The organism is Empedobacter brevis NBRC 14943 = ATCC 43319 (assembly GCF_000382425.1).
Classification (GTDB): Bacteria; Bacteroidota; Bacteroidia; order Flavobacteriales; family Weeksellaceae; genus Empedobacter; species Empedobacter brevis.
Window position 1 is genome coordinate 55,898 of the sequence record NZ_KB908300.1, and the last position, 19,762, is coordinate 75,659.

18 protein-coding genes and 1 riboswitch are annotated in these 19,762 nt (G+C 32.0%); of the genes, 9 read left to right on the top strand and 9 right to left on the bottom strand.

The features are described from left to right. From H277_RS0114125 to H277_RS0114140, 4 genes are all read right to left on the bottom strand, one after another. Entirely contained in the window at window positions 1-681 is a 681-nt protein-coding gene (locus H277_RS0114125; protein WP_026357621.1) for a response regulator transcription factor, read from the bottom strand. 120 nt (window positions 682-801) lie between these two features. Continuing rightward, complete coding sequence (locus H277_RS0114130) at window positions 802-1,446, bottom strand: 2OG-Fe(II) oxygenase (RefSeq protein WP_019976267.1); 645 nt, start codon at window positions 1,444-1,446, stop codon at window positions 802-804. A gap of 372 nt (window positions 1,447-1,818) precedes the next feature. Next, window positions 1,819-2,574: a 4-hydroxy-tetrahydrodipicolinate reductase gene (locus H277_RS0114135; RefSeq protein WP_019976268.1), complete on the bottom strand. Its 756-nt coding sequence runs from the start codon at window positions 2,572-2,574 to the stop codon at window positions 1,819-1,821. Window positions 2,575-2,818: 244 nt separating this feature from the next. Beyond that, window positions 2,819-3,775, bottom strand: coding sequence for a hypothetical protein (locus tag H277_RS0114140; protein ID WP_033422729.1), 957 nt, complete (start codon window positions 3,773-3,775; stop codon window positions 2,819-2,821). Between the two features lie 181 nt (window positions 3,776-3,956). Here H277_RS0114140 and H277_RS0114145 point away from each other — a divergent pair, with 181 nt between their 5' ends. Then, the gene (locus H277_RS0114145; RefSeq protein ID WP_019976270.1) at window positions 3,957-4,412 is read left to right on the top strand and encodes a hypothetical protein; all 456 of its coding nucleotides are present in this window, start codon (window positions 3,957-3,959) and stop codon (window positions 4,410-4,412) included. 82 nt (window positions 4,413-4,494) lie between these two features. Here the strand turns inward: H277_RS0114145 and H277_RS0114150 are convergent, their stop codons facing one another. Then, window positions 4,495-5,799, bottom strand: a complete 1,305-nt coding sequence (locus H277_RS0114150; protein WP_019976271.1) for a voltage-gated chloride channel family protein — start codon at window positions 5,797-5,799, stop codon at window positions 4,495-4,497. 28 nt (window positions 5,800-5,827) lie between these two features. Next, window positions 5,828-5,893, bottom strand: a riboswitch (Fluoride riboswitch). A gap of 48 nt (window positions 5,894-5,941) precedes the next feature. Continuing rightward, complete coding sequence (locus tag H277_RS0114155; protein WP_019976272.1) at window positions 5,942-6,454, bottom strand: gamma carbonic anhydrase family protein; 513 nt, start codon at window positions 6,452-6,454, stop codon at window positions 5,942-5,944. A 56-nt stretch (window positions 6,455-6,510) separates the two neighbouring features. Between H277_RS0114155 and H277_RS0114160 the strand changes: the two genes are divergently transcribed. Further along, the gene (locus tag H277_RS0114160; protein ID WP_019976273.1) at window positions 6,511-7,395 is read left to right on the top strand and encodes a NifU family protein; all 885 of its coding nucleotides are present in this window, start codon (window positions 6,511-6,513) and stop codon (window positions 7,393-7,395) included. A 113-nt stretch (window positions 7,396-7,508) separates the two neighbouring features. Here H277_RS0114160 and H277_RS0114165 read toward each other — a convergent pair whose 3' ends face one another. The 3 genes from H277_RS0114165 to H277_RS0114175 all read right to left on the bottom strand — a co-directional run bounded on the left by H277_RS0114165 (window position 7,509) and on the right by H277_RS0114175 (window position 10,009). After that, window positions 7,509-8,084, bottom strand: coding sequence for a hypothetical protein (locus tag H277_RS0114165; RefSeq protein ID WP_019976274.1), 576 nt, complete (start codon window positions 8,082-8,084; stop codon window positions 7,509-7,511). An 85-nt stretch (window positions 8,085-8,169) separates the two neighbouring features. Continuing rightward, window positions 8,170-8,952 carry a hypothetical protein gene (locus H277_RS0114170; protein ID WP_019976275.1) on the bottom strand — a complete coding sequence of 261 codons (783 nt, stop codon included), beginning with the start codon at window positions 8,950-8,952 and terminating at the stop codon, window positions 8,170-8,172. Window positions 8,953-8,989: 37 nt separating this feature from the next. Beyond that, window positions 8,990-10,009, bottom strand: coding sequence for an isoaspartyl peptidase/L-asparaginase family protein (locus H277_RS0114175; protein WP_019976276.1), 1,020 nt, complete (start codon window positions 10,007-10,009; stop codon window positions 8,990-8,992). Window positions 10,010-10,153: 144 nt separating this feature from the next. On the opposite strand from H277_RS0114175, the gene H277_RS0114180 reads away from it, so the two are divergent. The 7 genes from H277_RS0114180 to H277_RS0114210 all read left to right on the top strand — a co-directional run bounded on the left by H277_RS0114180 (window position 10,154) and on the right by H277_RS0114210 (window position 19,762). Then, a complete protein-coding gene (locus H277_RS0114180; protein WP_026357622.1) occupies window positions 10,154-11,188 on the top strand; it encodes an AI-2E family transporter in 1,035 nt (344 codons plus the stop codon). Between the two features lie 24 nt (window positions 11,189-11,212). Further along, window positions 11,213-11,644 carry an acyl-CoA thioesterase gene (locus H277_RS0114185; RefSeq protein WP_019976278.1) on the top strand — a complete coding sequence of 144 codons (432 nt, stop codon included), beginning with the start codon at window positions 11,213-11,215 and terminating at the stop codon, window positions 11,642-11,644. Window positions 11,645-11,734: 90 nt separating this feature from the next. Next, the gene (locus H277_RS0114190) at window positions 11,735-12,220 is read left to right on the top strand and encodes a SixA phosphatase family protein (protein WP_019976279.1); all 486 of its coding nucleotides are present in this window, start codon (window positions 11,735-11,737) and stop codon (window positions 12,218-12,220) included. Next, on the top strand, window positions 12,217-14,283 hold the full coding sequence (gene ppk1, locus H277_RS0114195; protein ID WP_019976280.1) for a polyphosphate kinase 1: 2,067 nt from the start codon (window positions 12,217-12,219) through the stop codon (window positions 14,281-14,283). Before H277_RS0114190 ends, ppk1 begins: the two co-directional genes overlap by 4 nt. Beyond that, the gene (locus H277_RS0114200; protein ID WP_019976281.1) at window positions 14,273-15,157 is read left to right on the top strand and encodes a Ppx/GppA phosphatase family protein; all 885 of its coding nucleotides are present in this window, start codon (window positions 14,273-14,275) and stop codon (window positions 15,155-15,157) included. Before ppk1 ends, H277_RS0114200 begins: the two co-directional genes overlap by 11 nt. 202 nt (window positions 15,158-15,359) lie before the next feature. Then, a complete protein-coding gene (locus H277_RS19170) occupies window positions 15,360-17,948 on the top strand; it encodes a T9SS-dependent M36 family metallopeptidase (protein WP_185093394.1) in 2,589 nt (862 codons plus the stop codon). 182 nt (window positions 17,949-18,130) lie between these two features. Beyond that, a complete protein-coding gene (locus H277_RS0114210) occupies window positions 18,131-19,762 on the top strand; it encodes an ABC-F family ATP-binding cassette domain-containing protein (protein WP_019976283.1) in 1,632 nt (543 codons plus the stop codon).

Here is a 19,762-nt window from a genome sequence, read left to right on the forward strand (position 1 = left end):
TTAATCCGCTTTAAACATATAACCAACCCCTTTCACTGTGTGAATATATTTCGTTCCGTTTTTCTCTATTTTATTTCTCAAATAGGAAATGTAAACATCCACTACATTTGTATGATTATCAAATGTAATTCCCCAAACTGCATTCAAAATTTGAATTCGCGTAACCGTCTTGTCACTATTCTCAATTAAATAATTCAGTAATTTAAATTCTCGTGGAGAGAGTTCAGTTTCTTCTTGATTAACATACACTTTATATTGATCCAAATCAATTTCCAATGAATCAAAAATCAATTTGTTTTCAGGTTTTTCTTGAGAACGAAATTGATTTCTACGTGTCAACGCCTTAATCCGTGACAACAATTCGTCAAAATGAAATGGTTTTGTAATATAATCATCTGCACCGTAATCCAAAGCTGAAACTTTATCCTGCACCGTATTCAAAGCGCTAAGCATTAAGATTGGAGTGAATATTTTCTTGTAACGAAGTGTTTGTACCAATTGAATTCCATCCATTTTTGGTAGCATAATATCGCAAATAATCAAGTCAAAATGTATGTTGAGAAATTTTTCTAAAACTGTTTCGGCATCTTTGCAAAGTGTAACCAAATGACCATTCTCTTCTAATCCTTTGATTAAGAAATCACTAATTCGTTTATCATCTTCAATCACTAAAATTTGCATAATTCGTTCAGTTTTTCCAAAATTAATCATTTTAACAGCAAGAAATAAATACAATTGATATTCTAATCCTATTTTAATTCATAAAAAAAGAGCTTTTTACAAGCTCTTTTTTTATATGTCCTAAATAACGACTGATGTCGAACGTGTTTTTAACCAACCTGTTATACTATATCTTGGACGGTTTACAGTTTTTACTTCATGTGGAATTGTTTTACTGTCAAAAACAGCCAAACGTCCAGCTAACGGAAGAATATCCAACTCTTTTTCTTCCTTATCTTCACCTGGTAAAAACAACGTTAATTGACCTCCAAATTCATCTTTCCATTGTTCATCATTCAGATAAAGAACAATAGAAAGTGTTCGACGATCGTCATTCTTGAAGGCGTCAACATGTTTTTGATAGAAAGTTCCTTCAGGATAAATCGCATAATGAAACTCACTTTCCTCAATTCCCATATAACATGTTTTATTCAAATAATCAATAAAATCATTGATTTTAGAAAAGAAAATTTCTTCTGTTTTTGTTTTATTCATTTCATCCATCCATTTAATTTTATCTCCTCGTATAGACTTTATGACTTGCTCATTTTGAGAATTTCCAATGGCTGCTTGATGAAAATCGTGTTTATCTTCCGTTCGAATAATTGCTTCGCGAAGTTGTTTTGTTTCCTCTACCGAGAAAAAAAAGTCTGAAATAGAGTATTTTTGATTTGATAAGTCATCAATAATCTTTTCATAAATTGGGTTTAATGTAATATTACTCATTCATTGTTATGAAAACTTTAGTAAAAGTAATTTTTATTGAGAAAAACATAATCATGATTTTTATTTTTTTTATCCGTTATTTTAACGGAGTGACTTTTTTAATTGTTTCTCAATTGTTTCACCATCTTTCTTGGTAACCTTTTACCATTTTTTCAAACTTCACAACAAAATATAAATCACTAAAAATGAACATCTAATAAAGATTGCTGAGAAAGTGATTAAGACGTAACTATTCTCATGTCAAGATTAAAATTTTAGCAAGAAACACTCTTTTCAGATAACTCGTTCTGATTACCATGTAAATAGCTATGAATCTTATAAGATACTAGATTCGAAGAGGTATTTAAGGATTCATAAAATTGCTGTACACTTTTATGACGGATCGAAAAAATACGGTTTTAGAATGTCTTCAAAATTATAAAGCCCTTTAGGTTTATCTTTTATATTTTCGGCAACAAACAAAGCCCCACTTCCAAATGCTTCGCGGGATATTGATTCATGAACTAATCGGATAGTTTGATAAGGAAATCCAAAAATAACTTCGTGTTTTCCCACAATACCGCCTACTCTGACAGAATTAATATTTTCAGTTTCAATCTCTAAAGTTTCTGCAATTTTCACAGCAGTACCGGAAATTCCCGGTTTAGTTTTGAAATGTTCCTCAATCACTTCGATATCAACTTGTGGAGCAATATTTTTTAATAAGGATGCAGCAAATAATAAATAATTTACTCCTAGCGTAATATTAGGTGACCAGAAAACAACAGTATCGGCAGAAAGCAAGCGCAGGTATTCTTTTTCTTTTTGTCCATAATGCGAAATGGCTGATATAATTTTGATCTCTTTTTCAGCACATGTTTTCCCATATGAATAAATATTTTCCGCAGTAGAGAAATCTATAATAATATCAACAGGATGTTGAGACAATAATTCATCTATAGCAGTATTTTGTGATGAATAGATGAAACCTGTATCAGTACTAGAAATACCCAAAAAGTCTTTTACAGATGAATGTTCTGTTATTTTTCGGTTTCTCAGTACCCATTCCAAGGAAAAGTCTGCATGCTGCAATATTACACTAGCGACTGCCTTTCCTGCTTTTCCAAATCCCATCAAACCTATTTTCATGATTATAATTTTTGTACAATTATTAATTATTTTTACGGTCGTTGAAAACGTTATAAAATGTAATAATTAAAAAAAAGAGTTTTCCTCTTAAAAATTAAAACCACCAAAAAAGCAGCAAATCAAAACCAGCATAACGTTAATTATCAAACACATACATAAAAATGTAAATCGTTCAGTACCGTTTATATGTTGTAATATAATGAAAAATAATGAGACTTACCCTGAGAAGTCTTTTCTGTTATTTCTAATATAACACTAATCTGTCCAAATCTAGCAACAAATAATTAATGTTTTGGTTTATAGTTCGTGTAGCCGATTGCATTTGATTTAACATGCGTGAGCGGTTAAATAAATCTGAAGCTCTATATTCACCTCCATCTCCAAAATTTACAGACCGATTCGCTTCTTCTATATTATTTTCAAAATTAAATTCGAGCCAACGATTCTTTATATTTCCTATAATTGATTTCCCATCTGTATGATTCGAAAACTTTTTCTCGGTGTACATGTACCAAACGAACGGAGGGAAATTCTCTGATTCTAACTTTTGTGTCCAAATATCTCGTAATAAATTTCTCTGATGGATAAATTCCACTTTTCTCCCTTTAGGATTTAAAGTAGCGAAACCAAGCCCTGCCCCTACAACTCCTCCTCCGATGTCTACGGCATTTCCCCAACTATCATTGCTAATAATTCCACTTGCAACAGATGCTGCAGCTCCTGCAATAATTGAATAAATGACTAATTTATTATTGCGATTGTCATTGATATTTTGTAGATAGCTTGCCATTTGTTCTACCCGTTCCCCTTCGCAATCAAACTCAGCAGCTACAGCATCTAATTCGGTTAATGCAATTGTAATTTTATTATTGATTGAATTTTTAAGTTCTAAAACTCTCACTCTTGACTCTAAAGATGAATCTTTTTTCAATTCATTGATTGTTTTCACTTCATCCAAAGATTCTAGTGCATTTAAAATCAATATACTTTGTTCTGAAAAGGTCGTTCTTAAATCTGTATTTGCGCTTAAAATAGAATCCGAATTATACGAAGGCAATTCTTTCTTATAATTGTAATGATGAGGAGCTTTACAATAACTATTCTTTAAAGTCAAAATATGCTCGTTGATATGTTGATTCTTTTGAGAAACACAAGAAGTTATTAAAGTTAAACAGAATGATATATAGATGAATAATTTCATAAAATCAAGATTAATTGCGTAAACAAAAATAAGATAATCTTTGTGTTCTTCATTTTTATGACACAAAATATCAATCCACCTTTTAAAAATATATTTTTACAACATCAACATTCTTATAAGTTTAATCAATTCATTCATGTAATCCACTATTTTTTTCCTATCTTCAATAAAAAATAAACGTATGTTTCTAAATTTTGAAGATAAAGCTGATGTTATTTCAAGGTTGAAAAGTTTAAAAACTGATCAACAGCCGGAATGGGGAATAATGACTCCTCAACATATGGTTGAACATTTAATTGTGACAACAAAAATATCGAACGGGGGATTATCGATTCCTTGTCGCATTCCGAAAGAACAAATTCCTCAATACAAAGCATTTTTATTGGAATCTGATCAAGAAATGCAAAAAGGAATAAAAGCAAATGGCATGGAAGGTTTATTAGATCTACGTTATCCTTCTTTGGCTGCTTCTATTGAAAAATTAGAACATGAAATTGATCAATTTCATGTGTACTTTGAGCATAACCCTGAAGCAAAAATTGTAAATCCTGTTCTTGATGAAATTGGTTATGAAGATTGGAAAATATTTCATAAAAAACATTTTACTCATCATTTTAAACAATTTGGTTTATTTTAAATAGATAAAACTCTTTTTGATTAAACAAAAAATAGTGATGAGAGACGAAACTAAGTTGTTTCTCACCATTATTTTTTTATTCTCAAAGATCATTTAATCTTTTACCTTCTTGAGCTGAAAATCGTCTATGCTTTGCTTCTCCTATTATTTGTTGTCCATAAATACTGTTGTGTCCTGAAATAAAATAAGAAACAATACAAGCCACTGCTGCATAAACACCACACTCTACTCCAAATAATTCTATTGCCATAATGGTACACGCAATTGGTGTATTTGTAGCTCCTGCAAAAACGGCAACAAATCCCATCCCTGCTAAAAGTCCTGTTGGTAAAGGAATAAAAAGACTTAAAGCGTTTCCCAACGTTGCTCCTATAAAGAATAAAGGAGTAACTTCTCCTCCTTTAAAACCTGCTGAAAGTGTTATAATGGTCAACATCATTTTTAAAGCAAAATCATATGATGGCAATTGTTCATCAAAAGCCTGAATTATCGTAGGAATTCCTAAACCAATATATTTTGTGGTACCTATTGCTAAAACAATACAAGCTACAATAATTCCTCCCACAAATGGTCGTAATGGAGGATACGAAATTTTAGATTTAAAAATATGACTTGCTTTATGCATTAATTTGCTAAAAATAGAAGCACATAAACCAAAAAATAAGCCTGCAAAAATAGCATACGTAATATTTAAAATCGAAACATTAGGCACGAGATCTATCTGATAATGCGTATGAGGTGTTTGCCATAGCTTAGTCACTATATCTGCAAATATTGCAGTCATAAAAGCTGGATAAAGTGCATTGTAACGTATGCGTCCAATTAGAAAAAATTCTAACGCAAAGACAGCTCCTGCAAGTGGCGTCCCAAAAACAGAACCGAATCCACCTGCAACTGCTGCTATAATTAAAACTTTTCTATCTGCTGGAGAAAGCTTGAGTGGTTTACTAAATTGATCTGCAATAGCTCCTGCCATCTGCAAAGCTGTACCTTCACGTCCGGCCGAACCTCCGAAAAAATGAGTCACAATTGTTCCGATATAAATAAAAGGAGCCATTCTGAAAGGTATAATTTGTTTCGGGGTATGAATCGTATCAATTAATAAATTATTTCCTCCTTCTACTTCTTTTCCATATGAATAATACAGCAATCCGATAAGAAAACCACCTATTGGTAAAAAGGCAATAAGCCATGGATGATTTTCTCTAAAATCTGTCGCTAAATTTAAAGTTTGTAGAAAGCCGGCTGAAGCCGTTCCGATAAGAATACTCATAAACAAACAAATAAATGTCCATTTTAACATATAAAGAGATGCCGGATACTTTCTGAAAAAAAATGTAAAATAGGTATTTTTTTTTAAAACTGAATTTTGCTTATTTTTAGACATAGCTCTCCTGATTAAATGTTATACTTTTAATTAATCAGGCGTCATCAGCTTTTGAAGCGGTTGGGTAAGGAAGAACACCATTTCCTTTCTTGTCTTTTGCAAAGGTATTATTTTATTTAGAAAAAACAATTATAATCATTTCTTATTTATACCAACTACTATACATCAAATAATTATTGGCGATTCGTTCTATTTCGCCTTCTTTTAATTCTTTCGGAACATCTTTTATTTTTTTTGCAGGAATACCTGCCCATAATTCACCTTCCTTTACATGTGATCCTTTTGTTAGAATTGCACCTGCAGCGATCAACGAATTCGATTCTACAATACAATCATCCATTACGATAGCTCCCATTCCAATCAACACATTATCATGTATTGTACAACCATGAACAATTGCATTGTGTCCTATCGAAACATTATTTCCAATTGTCGTTGGTGACTTTTGATAAGTTGCATGAATTGTTGCATTATCCTGGATGTTTACCTTATTTCCCATCTTTATATAATGAACATCACCACGCACAACAGCAGAAAACCAAATGGAGCAATCATTTCCCATTTCCACCTCTCCTACAATTACTGCGTTATCTGCCAGAAAGCAGTTGTCACCGAACTTCGGTGCGTGTCCATTTAATTCTTTAATTATTGCCATAACAAAATCTATAATTCTAATGATAAAGATACGTTTTTATAGCTTATTTTTGCAGTATGATGAGAGTATACGAAGAAATTACACCAAATAATAATGTGATGAAGTTCGTTTGTGACGTGACTTTGACACAAGGTGGCGTAGAATTCGATAAAGAATCTACAGCTGCAGAATCTCCTTTAGCACAAGTTTTATTGACAATACCATTTATTCACAAAATATTTATCACGGCTAATTTTGTTGCGATAGAAAAAATAGATGGAGTTGATTGGGCTGATGTAACAGAAGATTTGAAAGAAATTATCAATGATCATTTAGAGGAAAATGCAATTTTAGCTCCTATGAAAAAGGCTCCTATTTCTATTTATGCAGAAATGACGCCTAATCCGGCTGCTATGAAATTTGTCTCAAACTCAATGCTATCACCGGAAATCATCGAAATTAAATCGAGCGATAAGGCAGCAGGAGTTCCATTGGCTGTTGCTATTTACAAAGAATATCCATTTGTTGAGGAAGTTTTTATTGTAGATAATTATGTTTCACTTACTAAAAATGAATCTGAAGACTGGTCCCTTTGGGCAATGGATGTTCGTTCTTTTATTACAAACTATCTGCAAGCTGGGGGTATTGTTTTTGATGAATTCTATGAATTTACAACAGAAGCACCGGAACATGTTGTGGTAAAATCTGCTGAAGAATTTTCTTCCGTAGAGCAACAAATCAAAGCTATATTAGATGAATATGTACAGCCAGCAGTTGCGAACGATGGTGGAAATATCGAATTGATCGAATTTGATGAAGAAACTCGTACAGCTAAAATGTTATTACAGGGTGCTTGTTCAGGCTGCCCGTCTTCAACAGCTACACTTAAAAACGGTATCGAAGGTATTTTAAAACAAATGATGCCTGATGTTGTAGACAATGTAGAAGCTGTCAACGGATAAACTTAAGTTTAATCACTTTAATTCAAAAAAATAGCGCCTTCCAATTGGAAGGCGCTATTTTTTTTTGAATACTTTAATTATTGAGTAAAAGAAAGTCCTCTATATCTAAAATACTATTCATCAAAAAAATCAATCGAACGACGATAATTGTATAAAAATAGTCTTCTACGAGCTTCCAAGTCATTTACTCGGATTGATGAAATATCATCAATTTGAAAATACAAAAATCCTTCATCAGTTCCTTCAGAACCAATACATTTTAATTCGAAATCATTTTCTGTTAAATTTCGGATAAAACCAGAAAAACGACTATTGTTATTGAATTGAATTCTTGAAACATAGTCAGTCTGGTTATTTAACTCGTTTAAAATTTGATTTATCCAGTTTTCTTCACTTGTAACATTGAAAGTGACTAAATTTTCTTCATCTAAATCCGTATGACGTTCTTTCAAATAATTCAGACATTTGCAGTAATCATCTACATCTATTCGGCTAATTCTGAAATAAGGTTCAATGAGTATTCCATCTTTTTTCCCATACTTCGAGATATGTTGCATCGTAAAAAATTCGTCATTAAAATCTAAAATATAACCCGCCCAAAAATTATCTCCTTCCGGATCATTATAAATAGCTATAATAGACTGATTTTCTTTAGAATGCTGTAAAATTTTATAGAAATTAGAGTTCATATTGTTTTCAGTTAAACACTGAAAGTACGAATCTTTATTAGCAAAAAAAAGGTTCTTGAAAGTTCAAAAACCTATTCTTTTATTTTTAATTCTCTTTTCTAAAAATTGAAGCTTCATAACTCAATGACTGCCAATCTCCTTTTTGTAAATGATCTAATTTTATTTTTTTGTAGATATTTTCTTCTCCTGCGATTGTCATTGTAAACTGAGTACGATCTAAAATATTTTTTTCTGATAAAGAATAATTGATATCATATTTCTTTTTTGTCAATTTATCAACAAGAGGTTTTAAATAAGCCATCGCTGCTTCAGGATTTTTGAATTGTTCGTTTTGAGGAAATTGAACTTCAAAATATCCTTCATACGTAAAATCAGGCTCAGTAACAATCAAATTATAAGGATCTGAAAATAAAGCCTGACGTTGTTTCTGGTATTCTTTTTCATTTTTATATTGACGTTTTTCTTCCTTATAAATCAATGGATACTTTTCTGCAATAAGCGCCAGTTTATCTGCATCATAAGAATAAGGTGTTCCGTCATGAAAAGTATTGTAAAAAACAGGATTTACTAACCATTGGTCTATAATTTTTTTGTCTTTCACCATGTAAATCATCAACCCGTTTTCTTGTGCCTGAAAATTAGAAGATTGATACCCATATTCTAAAAGAGGCTTTGCAAATTGAATAGCTGCAGAGTTTTCAAGTATAAAATTAAATTTTTCATAAGCTTTCGTTGCATCACTTAAAGGAGCCATTCCATAAACCTTTGTAGATGCATCTACATTTTTCTCATTAATCATTGATGTTACCTGAGCTGTTGCAAAATTTGAAAGAATAACAGTCGCTGTAAGTAAAATTTGTTTTATCATGTAGTGTATTTCTTTTATTTTTAAAATGGTCTCAAATTTATTGATAAATTTCGATAGTTATCTTACCCGACTGTGTAATACTTCCGCGATACATTCCTGCTGTATTAAACGGAAAACTTGCCTGCCCGTTTTTATCTAAAACTATCATTCCACCATCACCTCCTAGTTGTCCTATTTTTTTGATGACTTCTTCACCGGCTTGCTTAGACGAAAGATTTTTATAATTCATTAAAGCGGCAACATCATATGCGGCAACAGCTTTTATAAAATATTCTCCCCAACCTGTACTCGAAACTCCTACTTCCTTATTCGCATAAGTTCCTGCTCCAATAATAGGAGAATCTCCTACACGCCCAAAACGTTTGTTTGTCATCCCTCCTGTAGAAGTTCCTGCAGATATATGTCCTTGATGATCTAAAGCAACCGCTCCTACTGTTCCAAATTTTTCATCGACAAAATTGAATGGAACATAAGCTTGAGTTTTAGTATCGTGATCTAATTCCGTCTTTTCTTTGTCTTTTTCTAATACTTTCTGCAAAGATTTCCAACGTTCTTCTGTTTTAAAATAACTTGGAGCTACGATTTCCAAACCTTGCTTTTCTGCAAATTCCTCTGCCCCTTTTCCTATCATCATCACATGAGCTGAATTATGTAAAACTGCATTTGCTGCTAAAATCGGATTCTTGATTGTCGTTACTCCTGCTACAGCACCTGCTTGCATAGTATGGCCAATCATTAAAGAAGCATCTAGTTCATTTTTACCTTCATGGGTAAAAACAGCACCTTTTCCTGCATTGAACAAAGGAGAATCCTCCATTACTTTTATTGCTTCTATAACCGCATTCTCACTTTCACCTCCTCTTTGAATCACTTCATAACCTTTGGTCAAAGATACTGTTAATGCATCACGATAAGCTTTTTCTTTTTCCAAGGTCATATTTTTTTTCAGAATTGTTCCTGCTCCTCCGTGAATAACTAAAACAATTTTATCTTCTTTTGTTTGAGCATCTATTGATATCGTCAAAATAGATAAAATCAAACCTATTATTTTTTTCATGTATAAAATTTTATTCCAAGGCTTAAAAATAAAAAAGTTTACAGAATTTAACTATTTTTAAAAAATTTTAAGAAATTAAAATTTTTAGCATTGAATTTGATAAAATCAAATATCAACAACTGTTATTAAAACAAATGAATCGCTATGAATTTAAATAAACACTATCTCTCTAACAATATTTTGTTACAGCTGGCATTTATTGCTATTATCATTTTAGTTTTTGGCTTAATTACCAAAAATTTATTGGCTTTTTTTCCTGGTTTTCTCGGAGCGTTATGTTTATATGTGCTACTTCTAAATCCATTACAATGGATGGTTAAAGTAAAAAAGTGGAACAAATTAGCTAGCGTCATTCTATTAATGTTTACCAGTTCTATTTTAATTATTGGACCATTGTATTTACTAATTCAAATGTTAACAAACAAGGTTCTTGTCTTATTAAATGATACTGCTCAAATCAAAACAGATGTAAATAAAATCATCGAAATGCTGCAAACAAAATTTCATATCGATATTTTTAGCGCAGCAAATATTGAAAAAATCACTCAGGTCGGAGGAAAATTATTAGAAAAAACATTGAATGCTTCTATGGACATGACTATTCAGCTTGGTGTTGCTTTTCTTATTTTATATTTCATGCTGATGAATCATCATAAACTGGAAAATTGGTTTTATAAAACGATTCCTCTCAATACAAATAACCTAAAAAAAATGAATACAGATCTTAAAGATTTGGTTATTTCAAATGCGGTAGGAATGCCGTTAACAGCTTTTCTACAAGCAATTATTGCATATATAGGTTATCTTATTTTTGGTGTAGATGATGCTTTCACTTGGTTTATTTTAACAATTTTTGCAGCAATGCTTCCAGTGGTTGGTGCTGCTTTAATTTATGTTCCATTAGCGCTGTTCTTACTTGCAAGCGGAGATTCGGTAAATGCAATCGGATTGTTAATTTATTGCTTTGTTATTGTTGGCCTTTCAGATAATTTAATTCGTTTAGTTTTGCAGAAAAAAATGGCCGATGTTCATCCATTAATTACTATTTTTGGTGTGATCGTTGGATTAAATTTATTCGGATTTATCGGTATTATTTTTGGTCCCATCTTATTTTCAGTCTTCTTTTGGTTAGTTAAATTGTACAAATACGAATTCATTGATCCTAATCCTGAAGATTAATATATTATAAAACCCAATTAAAAAATGAGCTTAGAAAAATTTAAATTCTTTAAACCCTTAGAGCCTCGTTGGAGTGATTTTGATCCAATTGGACATGTAAATAACGTTTATTATTTCGAATATTTTCAGATAGGCCGCGCCTATTATATGATGACTTCCAGCAAAAAATGGCAATGGACAAGACATATGTTTGTGATTGCTCATATAGAAGCCAATTATCAAAAAGAATTGCGTCCAAATGCTATCGATCCACGTATTGGTGTACGAGTAACCAAATTAGGAAACAAAAGTTTTGATTTTGAATACATCGTTACAAGTAAGAGTGAAGATGGAGAGGATTTGATACATTGTATCGGAAAAAGTACGCAGGTTATGTATGATATGGAAGAAAAAAAATCGATGGAATTACCTGATTGGGTAAAAAATGATTTTAAGCATTACGAAGGCAATCTTTAAAAAATAGCATAAAAAACTCAACAGTAGTTAGGTCTTTTCGTTAGATAATGATTAGATTTAACTACTTTTTCTTTTTTAATTAATTGCGTTATGAAAAATTTATTTTTAATGCGTCATGCAAAGAGTAAGTGGAATGAAAATGTCTCAGATCAATTTCGTTCTATTACAGAAATTGGTGAGTTTAAAACTAAAAAAGTTGCGCATTTCCTTAAAGATAATTTGGATTTAAAGTTTGACAAAATCTTTTCAAGCAAAGCTGTTCGCGCAAAAGAAACATCACAAATTGTAAAACCAATTCTTTTTCCTGCTCAAAATATTCAAATTGAAGATGAACTGTACACATTTTCACATTATCTGTTGGATAAATGGATTCGAAAATTAGATAATCAATTCGAAAATGTTCTTATTTTTGGGCACAATCCTGCTTTTACTGATATCACCAATCAGCTAGGAAATGAAATGATTTACAATCTTCCTACATCAGGATTTGTATGGATTCAGTTTGATATAGATAACTGGAAAACGATTGGAAAAGGTAAAACCATGAAAATTATTATACCTAAAGAAATTAAATGAAAAAATATATAAACCGTGAAATCAGTTGGCTTTCTTTTAATGCACGCGTGTTGCAAGAAGCTTCTGATGAATCTGTTCCGTTGTTAGAACGAATTCGGTTTTTGGGAATTTATTCCAATAATTTAGATGAATTTTATTCCGTTCGATATTCTACCATTTTACGCTCTATCCAGTTCAAAGATGTTGAAATTGTTTATCAGAATATTGTACCTGACCAAACCGATGAAGAATTAATTGACGAAATCAATGAAATTGTCCGTCAACAACGTGTTCAGTACGATGATTTGCATAATCAATTGTTCAAAGAATTAGAAAATCACAATATTTATGTCGTTGATGATACATCAATCCCTAAAAATTATTTAGAATTTATTTCCGAATATTTTTACAACGAATTTATTCATACAGTGGGTGTTTTTATTTTAGATGATATCAAAAAAGCACCACCTTTACGCGACGGATCATTCTATTTGGCTGTAAAAATGCAATTGAAAGATAAAATTCAATATGCCCTTTTAATTGTTCCTACACATTTATTTCCTCGTTTCATTGTTCTACCCAAATTCGATGAAAATACATATGTCATGTATTTGGAAGATATTATTCGTTATCATTTGAAAGATATTTTCAAAATGTTCGATTTCGAATCAATAGAAGCACATTCGATTAAAATCACGAGGGACAGTGAATTAGACTTTGATAATGACCTAGAACACAGTTTATTAGAAAAAGTGATCCATAGTTTAGAAAATCGAAAAAAAGGAGTACCTGTCCGATTAGTTTATGATGCTGAAATTGCAGCGGATACATTGAAATTTTTCTTGAAAAAATTGCGATTAGATGAATATGATAGTATAAATCCAGGTGGAAAATATCACAACAAACGTGATTTGATGAGCTTCCCGAGCTTTGATATTCCAGGATTAACTTATGAAAAAATAAAACCAATCATTTTAAAAAAGCCTTTCAAATACAATAGTTATTTTCAAGCGTTTTCCGAGAATGAGGAAATGATGATGGCTCCTTACCACGATTATTCTTTATTGTTAAAATTTTTACGGGAGGCTGCAATAGATCCTAAAGTAACCAAAATAAAAATCACCATTTATCGTGTTGCAAAAGATTCACAAGTCATGCATTCATTAATTAATGCTGCAATGAATGGAAAAGAAGTAACTGCTATTTTAGAACTTCGTGCACGTTTCGATGAATCGAACAATGCTATGTGGTCGAAAAAATTACAAGAAGCTGGTGTAAATGTCATTTTTGGAGTGCCGGGACTAAAAGTTCATTCAAAAATTGGTTATATCGAACGCAAGCCGGAAGGCAATCTCGCCCAAAAATATGTATTTATCAGTACAGGAAATTTCCATGCCGGAACAGCCAAAATCTATACCGATTACACTTATTTCACTACAAATCCCGGAATTATAAGAGATGTAGAACAAATTTTCAAATTCTTCGGAGCCAATTATTTAAACTTAACCTACAATCATTTATTAGTTTCGCCATATGGAACGCGAAAAAAAATAGTCAAAATGATTAAACGGGAAATCAAGAATCAGCAAGCCGGTTTACCTGCTGAAATCAATATGAAATTGAATAGCTTAAGCGATAAACAAATCATTGATTTGTTGTATAAAGCTTCTCAAAAAGGAGTAAAAGTTCGTTTGGTTGTTCGTGGAATAAACTGTTTGATTCCTGAAGCAAAAAATCTATCCGAAAATATTCAGTGTGTGAGTGTCATTGATAAATTCTTAGAGCATCCACGTGTTTACTGGTTTAAAAATGCAGGAGATGATAAAGTTTATATTTCTTCTGCTGATATGATGGAACGAAATTTAGATAATCGCGTAGAAGTTGCTTGCCCTATTTACGATCACAAATTTAAGAAAATTGTCATGGACACTTTCAACCTAAGTTTTGAAGACAATGTAAAAGGGCGCCTAGTTACGGCTGAATCTTCTTTGGATTATAAACGCAATAATAAAAAACCAAACCGCTCTCAATACACGACCTACGAATATTTAAAAAAATTAAACGAACAAGAAAATGAAGATTAGAAAATTAGGAGCAATAGATATTGGGTCGAACGCAATGCGATTGTTGATTAATTATGTTTATGAAGAAGATGGCCGTACACCTATTTTCAATAAAACAAGTATTGTCCGAATGCCCATTCGTTTAGGACACGATGTTTTTATTGACGGACAGATTAGTGAGAATAATATTAACCGTATATGTGATGCAATGCTATCTTATGCTCTGATGATGAAAGTTTATGACATCGAGCTATATAAGGCTTATGCAACATCTGCCATGCGCGAAGCAAAAAACGGAAAAGAGGTTGTAAAAAAAGTCATGAAAAAATCAGGAATTAACATTGAAATTATTGATGGTAAAACTGAAGCTGAATTACTTTTTAATACCGAATTAGGTTCTTTTATAAAAGATGAAAAAACCTATTTATATGTTGATGTTGGTGGAGGTAGTACAGAATTGACCTTATTAAAAGATAACAAAGTTTTTACATCTAAATCGTTTGAAGTTGGAACTGTCCGGTTATTAGAAAATAAAGTTTCACCTACTACATTTATCGAAATGAAAAATTGGATTCATGAAAATATTGGACACGATGAAATAGAATTAATTGGTTCCGGAGGAAACATCAACCATGTTTACAAATATTCTGGTGTCAAATTAGGAATGCCTTTGAGTAGTGTTTATGTTAAAAAACATTATCAGGTTCTACAAACTATGACAACAGAGGAACGTATGCAAAACTTTAATATGAAACCAGATCGTGCGGATGTTGTTGTATATGCCTTAGAAATATACAATAATGTCTTAAAATGGTCGCATGCAAAGAAAATACATGTTCCAAAAATCGGACTTTCCGATGGCATTATTCGAAAAGTTTATAAAGATTTAAAATAAAAAAATACATCAAGTTTAATTTAAGGTCAGAAGAGATTTTGACCTTTTTTAATTGAAAAAATATGCTAAGAAAATAGTATATTCATTATTTAAATCCCTCTAAAAATGAAAGATCACTGAATCCTTTTTTATTTTTAATCTCCAATTTTTTTCTTCAAAATCTAATCCCTATTTTAGTTAAATAATTAACACAATATTTAAAATGAAGAAAAATTTTACGCTGATATTTTCTGCGTTTATTTTGTCTATGACTGTTCACGCCCAAACGGCAGAACAAATTGTCGACAATTATGAAACGAAAGCAATCGCAAGCGATGTTGAGTATAAATTTGCTCAAACGATTCACGATAATCAAACACAACGAGTTTATACTCAGAGAACCTTTCAGGGAATACCTATTTATAATAGTTATGCTACTTATATCATTAAAGACAACCAAGTTGTTTCAAAGACCTCTTCTGATAGCTTTTATATTTCTTTAAAAAGAGCAAATATAACTCCATCTCTTAGCTTCAATCAAGCAGTCAATATGATCGCGCAAAGCGAAGGATTAAATATCATTTCTGACACAAAAATCAATCAGAAAGGAATTTACGTTTCGAATGAAGACACTCAAGAAATTGTATATTATATTAGTGAGAATCAAGAACCTCTTTTAAGTTATGCGTTTAGTTATCAGCTGGTAAAAGAAAATCAAAATGACATCATACATGTTGTCGTTGATGCCAATACCGGGAAAATATTAGAAAAACATAACAATACATTAAGTTGTAGTTTTGATCACGGATCATTTTATAACGAAAATTTAGCAACATTTAATCAAGAAGATTGGAGCTGGTTATATACAGATATTAGCAATACAGCTTCTCCACAATATAATGTTTATCAATTACCTTTAGAAGCACCCAACCGAGGAGGTAGAACATTTGCAGATCTATCTGTATCCAACACAACAGCTTCTCCAAATGGCTGGCACAATACTTCTGAAAGTACCATAAAAACAAGAACTGAAGGAAATAATGTAAGAGCTGTACGAGATCACGAATCTAAAGGCTATAATTCGTATAACTCTGTGTTGAATACTGTATCGATAGATAACAAGGATTATGTTGATGGAGGAAATTCTTTAGCTTTTGATTTCCCTGTCGATTTCACAAAACATCCTTTTGAATCATGGCAGGCAGCAACAACAAATCTATTCTATATGAATAACATGATGCATGATATTTTCTATAATTACGGATTTACTGAAGCGAACGGAAATTTTCAAAAAATTAACTTTGATAAAGGCGGAACAGGTAATGATGATGTGATAGCCTTAGCTCAAACAAGATTTAATGAAGGAGTTTTAAACAATGCCACTTTTGCAACTCCTGCCGATGGTCGATCTCCACGTATGTCAATGTTTTTATGGAGTAAAACTCCGGAATCACTTATTGTTAATAGCCCTTCCAATATAGCCGGAAGCTACCAAGCTTCAATTCCTACTTGGGGAGGAACCTTGACTTCTACTCCATTAACAAAAGATTTCTCTTTAACTTTAAAAAGTGAAACTACAGGAACACCTTATGATGGATGTGGAACAATTACAAATGCCTCAGAAGTTAACGATAAAATCGCTATCATTTACCGAGGTGATTGTTCTTTTGCAATAAAAGCTAAAAATGCACAAAATGCAGGTGCAAAAGCTGCCATAATTGTAAATAATGTTGACGGAATGATCAATATGTCTGGAGATGATCCAACAATTACCATTCCTGTAATAGCAATTCGTAAAGCTGATGGTGATGCTATTATTAAAGAATTAGAAAACAAAAGAATAGTTAATGGTTCTTTGGTTAAAACTGAAGATACGTATATTGATGGAAGTTTTGATAATGGTATTATTGCACATGAATACGGACATGGAATTTCTAATCGTTTAACAGGACCAATAACAAATGCAAATTGTTTAAATAACCTTGAACAAATGGGAGAAGGCTGGTCAGATTTCTTCGGATTAATGATTACGCAACTTCCAAATGATACAGGTACAACAAAAAGAGGAATTGGTACATTTGCTGCAAATCAAGCTATTGATGGAGCAGGAATTCGTGCCACTGCCTATTCAACTGATATGAATGTTAATCCGGCAAAATATGGATTCTTAAAAAATTATGGAAATGCAGATTCGCCACATAATACAGGATACGTATGGGCCTCTATGATTTGGGATTTAAATTGGAAACTGGTTGATAAATATGGTTTTTCTCCAGATTTATATCATGGGAAAGCGGGTAACAATATGGCTTTACAATTGGTAATGACAGGACTTAAATTACAACCTTGTTCTCCCGGATTTGTGGATGGTCGTGATGCGATTCTTAAGGCAGATGAACAACTGAATGAAGGCGCGAACAAATGTGATATTTGGGAAGCTTTTGCCCGCCGAGGATTAGGATATAGTGCTAAGCAAGGGAGTTCAAATAGCAGAACTGATGGAACTGAAGCTTTTGATATGCCGCCTGCAGATATTTTGGCATGTAAGTTATCAACTTCAGAAATCAAAGAATCAACTTTCCAAATGTATCCAAACCCTGCGAAAGATATGGTTTATATTGTAGACAAATCAATCAAAAATGATATCAAAGTTGATATTGTTGATATGACCGGTAGAAGTGTTTCAACTAAAACTGTAAAATTTGATGGTCAAAAAGGAAGTGTTTCTACAGAAAATTTACCGAAAGGAGTTTACATCTTAAAATTCGAAACAAATAACGGTATCGTTACAAAAAAATTAATCAAAAACTAAATTAGTTTTTGATTAAAAAAACTAATCCGAGAAGTAAAAACTTCTCGGATTTTTTATTTCTCAACTCTTCATAGAATACCATCAAATAAATTTAATCGATAGGCATCTTTCGTAAAAAAAGAAAAGTTTAACCATATTCTTCTTCATTCAATTATCTTTGCCGCAATTATTCGATAAAACATATGGTTACAGTTAATGATATTTCCGTTCAATTTGGCTCTACAGCACTATTTAGTGGAGTAAGTTTTGTGATAAACGAAAACGATAAAATTGCTTTAATGGGTAAAAATGGGGCAGGAAAATCTACCTTACTCAAAATTGTCGCTGGGATAAATAAACCTTCATCAGGAAATATTTCGGCTCCTAAAGAAGCCGTTATTGCTTATTTACCGCAGCATTTATTAACTGAAGATAATTGTTCTGTCCGAGAAGAAACGTCGAAAGCATTCGACGAATACCTTTCAATGAAACAAGAGATAGATGATATAAACGAACAATTAACTGTACGAACTGATTATGAAAGCGATGATTATATGAAATTAATCGAACGTGTATCAGAGGTCAGTGAAAAGTTTTATTCAATGGAAGAAGTTAACTACGAAGCTGAAGTTGAAAAAGTTTTGAAAGGAATGGGATTCTTGCAGAAAGATTTGGACAGACCTACATCTGAATTTTCCGGTGGTTGGCGTATGCGAATCGAATTGGCAAAAATTCTTTTACGCAAGCCTGATTTAATTTTGTTAGACGAGCCAACCAATCACTTGGATATTGAATCGATTCAATGGTTAGAGGATTTCCTGAAAAACCAAGCCAAAGCCGTAATGGTTATCTCACACGATCGTACCTTTGTCGATAATATTACCAATCGTACAATTGAAGTAACGATGGGACGTATTTATGATTACAAAGCAAAATATTCCGATTATTTAGTTTTGCGTCAAGACAGAAGAATTCATCAACAAAAGGCATATGATGAACAACAAAAATTTATTGCCGAAAATAAATTATTTATCGAACGTTTTCGCGGAACATTTTCTAAAACAGAACAAGTACAATCGCGTGTTCGAATGTTAGAGAAATTAGAAATTATTGAAGTAGATGAAGTAGACACTTCTGCGCTTAAACTAAAATTTCCGCCTGCAGCTCGTTCAGGGCAATATCCGGTCGTAGTGGAAAATTTATCAAAATCTTATGGTGAACATATTGTTTTTAATGAGGCTAATATGGTTATTGAACGTGGACAGAAAGTTGCGTTAATCGGGAAAAATGGTGAAGGAAAGTCGACAATGATTAAAGCCATTATGAATGAAATTGATTTCAATGGTAAATTAGAAATCGGTCATAATGTTCAAATCGGGTATTTTGCACAAAATCAAGCTTCATTATTAGAAGAAGATTTGACAATTTTCGAAACTGTAGACCGTATTGCAGAAGGAGACATCAGAACACAAATCAAAAGTATTCTGGGAGCTTTTATGTTTAAAGGTGATGATATCGACAAAAAAGTAAAAGTGCTTTCGGGGGGAGAAAAAACACGTCTGGCGATGGTAAAATTGTTATTAGAACCCTATAATGTATTGATTTTAGATGAGCCAACGAATCATTTAGATATGAAAACAAAAGATATCATCAAAGATGCGTTAAAAGAATTTGAAGGAACGGTTATTTTGGTTTCGCACGACCGTGATTTCTTAGATGGTTTAGCGGAAAAAGTTTTTGAATTTGGAAACAAACGTGTGAAAGAACATTTTGAAGATATCAAAGGCTTCCTGGCCACAAAAAAAATGGAGAGTTTAAAAGAAATAGAAAAATAA